Annotated in this window: 3 protein-coding genes; 2 read left to right on the top strand and 1 reads right to left on the bottom strand. The window is 55.3% G+C overall.

Annotation, left to right across the window (positions count from 1 at the left end; all coding sequences use genetic code 11):
* Window positions 1–661: 661 nt before the first annotated feature.
* Entirely contained in the window at window positions 662–2,458 is a 1,797-nt protein-coding gene (locus WCA10_RS13015) for a hypothetical protein (RefSeq protein ID WP_472822957.1), read from the top strand.
* Window positions 2,459–3,145: 687 nt separating this feature from the next.
* On the top strand, window positions 3,146–3,583 hold the full coding sequence (locus WCA10_RS13010) for a zinc-binding dehydrogenase (RefSeq protein WP_472822956.1): 438 nt from the start codon (window positions 3,146–3,148) through the stop codon (window positions 3,581–3,583).
* 245 nt (window positions 3,584–3,828) lie between these two features.
* Here the strand turns inward: WCA10_RS13010 and WCA10_RS13005 are convergent.
* On the bottom strand, window positions 3,829–4,051 hold a 223-nt coding region (locus WCA10_RS13005), incomplete at its 5' end, for a hypothetical protein (protein ID WP_472822955.1).

Genomic DNA, 4,051 nt, shown 5'->3' with positions numbered 1-4,051 from the left:
ACCCTTCCCACAGACCTTGGAAATCGATAATGCCGATTCCCACATTCCCGCGCCACGACTACGACGAGGATGAATATCTCCTCAAACCCGCAGGGCTAAGAGATACGCATTCTGAGGGCAAGGTCAATACTATAGCGAGATGAGGCAGTTTTGGTGTCCAACAGAGCACCCGAAAATGTTCTGGCGAGCCGGTATCTCGTCCTTACTGTGACAGTGTGAAATCGCAAAATTGGATTTCGAAGCGCGGCGCCGAAGTGTGCTGTCAAGCTTGATACGCTTTCAATTTGGCCACGCCTGATCTGCCCTTCGGATGTCTGATTGTCGCCAAAGAGGGCAGGGAACTTGCAACAAATCCCGACTAATTGGTTCTAGTTGGGAAACACCGTAAGCGTGCGCTGAGTCCCTCTTGACGAGAGATAGAGTATGCCAACATTTGCAACAATGGACCGGATAGAAATCGACGTTTCGGTCGCAGCCCCGAAATCCAGCTCTTCATTACCGGATCCAAGTGGAAGAGCTCTTGATGGTATGTCGTCCCGGCTAAAGCCTTAATCAAGGTCTGTTGCGATCTGCCGGGCAGAAATGTCTCCATCGTGATAGGCTATCGGATCGCCATTTCGGCGTAATAACTCATTCCGTGATTCGAGGGGAAATGTTTTGTTTGCGTGCCTTTTTGTATACCGTGTTTTGCTTCTGGGCGTTCGCGTTCACGGCAGTATTCTGCTCGGCGACCGATCGCATTCTCTTTGCGCGAATCGCTCCGCCTCAAGCCGAGTTATTCATCTCCAATGCGGATGGCTCAATGGAGCGGGCTCTCACGCCGCCGGGTTCGGTCGATTACAACCCGTCCTGGTCTTCCGACGGCGATTGGATCGCGTTCACTTCGGAGCGGGCCGGTTCTGCTGATCTCTTTCGCGTTCATCCCGATGGAACGGGTCTTGAGCGCCTCACCGACGATGCCGCGTTTGATGACCAAGCGGCCTTTTCGCCCGACGGCGGCAAGATCGCCTTCGTCACAACACGTGCATCGGGCTTCGCCAACCTTTGGATTCTCGACCTTGCTACTCACAGAACCGCGCCTCTCACCACAGGATCGGGTGGAGACTTCCGTCCTGCCTGGTCACCCGACGGGAAGTGGATCGCTTTTTCCTCGGACCGCGGTAGCAGCCTTCCAATGGCGAAGGGTCGATGGGAGCGTCTCCAACTAGTGGATATTTATCTCATTCGCCCTGATGGCTCTGGATTGAGACGGATCTCGGACCATGGCAACTTCTGCGGCGGCCCCAAGTGGACGAGCGACAGTAAGAATGTCGTCGCGTATTGCATGTCCGCCGCAGAAACATGGAAGTACCGCATTGACGTGCCGCAAGGTGACACGCGCCTCGTCAAAATCAACATAGCCACCTCTGAAGCGATGGCTATGCCTGCTGGCCCCGGAGTCAAAATTTGTCCATCGTTATTGCCATCGGGTGAAATCGCCTATATTCGTCGCGACAAGCCGCAGGGAATCTTTTATGCAAACGGTAAACCTGGCCCCGCAGGCTTGGACGTCTATTCTCCCTCCTGGTCTCCTGATGGCAGGCGCGTGGTCTACAGCAGATATAAGCCTTTACGTGGTATTGAGGCCGTGAAGCGCTGGAGCCGCAATCCGAACTTTGAACTATTGACAACTGCAATAATGCCCTCGTACGACCCAACAGGCCGGTCTTTCGCGGTGACGGTGCCCACTTCGGACCACACCATGACCATGTTTCTCGTCGAAGATGGAAAGCCACCCCACCCAATCTTCGAACCAAACTCATTGGTTTTGGGCCCACAATGGTCCCCTGATGGCAAACAGATCATCTTTGGAATCGGCCGCTTCACATCGTTCCTCGACTTCGCTGCCGGGGGGGACAAGCCACTCGATCCGATAAACGGCGGAGCGCAAGTCGGCATGATCAATCGTGATGGATCGGGCTTTCACCTCATCACGTCGGGGCCGAACAATAACGCCTTCGCCTCTTTCGCACCCGACGGCAAGCGCATCGTCTACCGAACCAAAGGCCCCGAAGGCGAAGGCCTCAGGATCATGAACCTGGCAGATGGCTCGATTTCGGTGCTGACCAACGAGTACGACAACTTTCCTGCGTGGTCTCCGCGCGGCGATTTGATTGCCTTCGTTCGCAAGATTTCCGACGATTTCAAGGTATTTACAATTCGCCCGGATGGCAAAGATGTGAGCCAGTTGACCCATACTCATGGCAACGACTCTCATGTGTCATGGTCGCCTGATGGAGAACGACTTGCGTTCTCGAGTAGCCGAATGGGATTTAAAGACGAGGCGCTCAATACAAACGCGCCACAGCCCGAAGGCGACATCTTCATCATGCGGTTTGACGGGACACAGGTCGAGCAGCTCACCGATAATCAGTGGGAAGAAGGTGGAGCAACTTGGCAGCCCCACAACCAAAATTGAATCCTGCAACAGATCACTTGAAATGAACTAACCCGCCCTCCAGCACCCAAGGTAGTACGAGAGGCTGTCTCAACTGAAAGAGTCGCGCTAAGAGCCGGTCAAAGTCAACCTGACGATGCAGCCAGTGCAAATCAATACCCTCCTTCCTGGAAATATCCTGGAGCTAGTCCTCCAGTGTCATTCGAAAGGCTGTGGCAGTCGCGTATCTCTTGGGCTCCATCAGGTGGCTACGATTTGCTTCGTTCGTACCGAATGCAACTGGAGATCTTGATAAAGAGAATTCGAGTTAAAGAATCTTTCGGGTGACCGAATCGTAAGCGTGCGCTCTCGACGGCGCTGCAGAGTATGTCACCAGGTGTCCGCTTATTTTATGGTGGACACTTGATGAGTGTGTCTTAGGCGGCTTCAGATGCGTGGGTTTGAAGCGAGGGCGCCAGATTCCATGGCAACAGATCATGGATTTTGCTGACCGGATGATCCGCGATCTGCGCCAGCACAGTCGGAAATGGAAGGGCTGGTCAAAGGGGAGTGGAGGAACAGTTTCGTTTTGGCAGCCAAAGGCATTGCGAAAGAGATCGAGCGGATCGGCCGCCATCCTTATCTCCTCGGCAGGGGCTGTTCGAACACGGTCGTCTTCAGGCGGGGCAGAGCATCCTCGTGCACGGCGCGGCCGGCGTTGTCGGTTCGATGGCGAGCCAGCTCGCACGTGAAGCCGGCGCGTATGTCATCGGGACCGGGCACGCTAGCGCCCGTCAGGCGGCTCTCGACGTCGGCGCACAGCAGTTCGTCGACCTCGATAACGACGCCCTGGAAGACGTCGGCGAAGTAGATCTGGTTTTCGATGTCCTTGGCGGCGACATCGCGAAGCGGTCTGCGGGCGTGATTCGCACCGGAGGAACGCTGGTGACGATCACCGGTCCGACGGAGGCGCGGCCATCAGGTGGTCGGAGAATAGACTTCGTCGTCGTGCCCGATCGAGCTCAATTGAGTGAGGTCGCCCAGCGCCTCCGCAATGGTCGTCTGCGGACAAACATCGGCAACGTGGCTGCCCTGGACGATGCCGTCGCTGCGTTCAACCGGACCGAGCGGATCAGGGGAAAGACGATCATTCGCGTTCATCCGTGAGGATCGACCTTTCATTTTGAAGGTGCGTACTAGGCTTGAGCTTTTAGATGCGAGAAGCTCATGAACTCGCGTTGGCACGCCATATCGAGAGCGCCCTTCCAACGCTCTGCTTGACGCCGCAGGGAAGAACCGGGTGGACGCGGGCAATGTCCGATGCAATTCCACCTTGATCAATCGGACGGTTGTGTCTATAGCGAACGTGCTCATTTCAAATCATCGAACCGAAGAGCTCCCCGGTGGCATTTTCAGGAAATAGGCCAGTGGATTGCACTCAGTTGTCCGTAAATGAGTGGTAAGGCCTGATATGGAGTGACCCTGTCAACCCTGCGGAGTCGATGGGTTTGCTTTTGTCGTTGTCGTTGTTTTTGCTTTTCCCCGAGGACAGAGCGAGCAGCAGCCTGGGCAGGTTTGAGCGACGATTGATCAGTCTGATATTCGCGGGTCGGAACCGCATAATCATGATCCGTC

This window comes from Occallatibacter sp. (assembly GCF_049582745.1).
Classification (GTDB): Bacteria; Acidobacteriota; Terriglobia; order Terriglobales; family Acidobacteriaceae; genus Telmatobacter.
The sequence above is the reverse complement of the archived record's forward strand: the minus strand, read 5'-3'. Positions and strand labels throughout refer to the sequence as shown.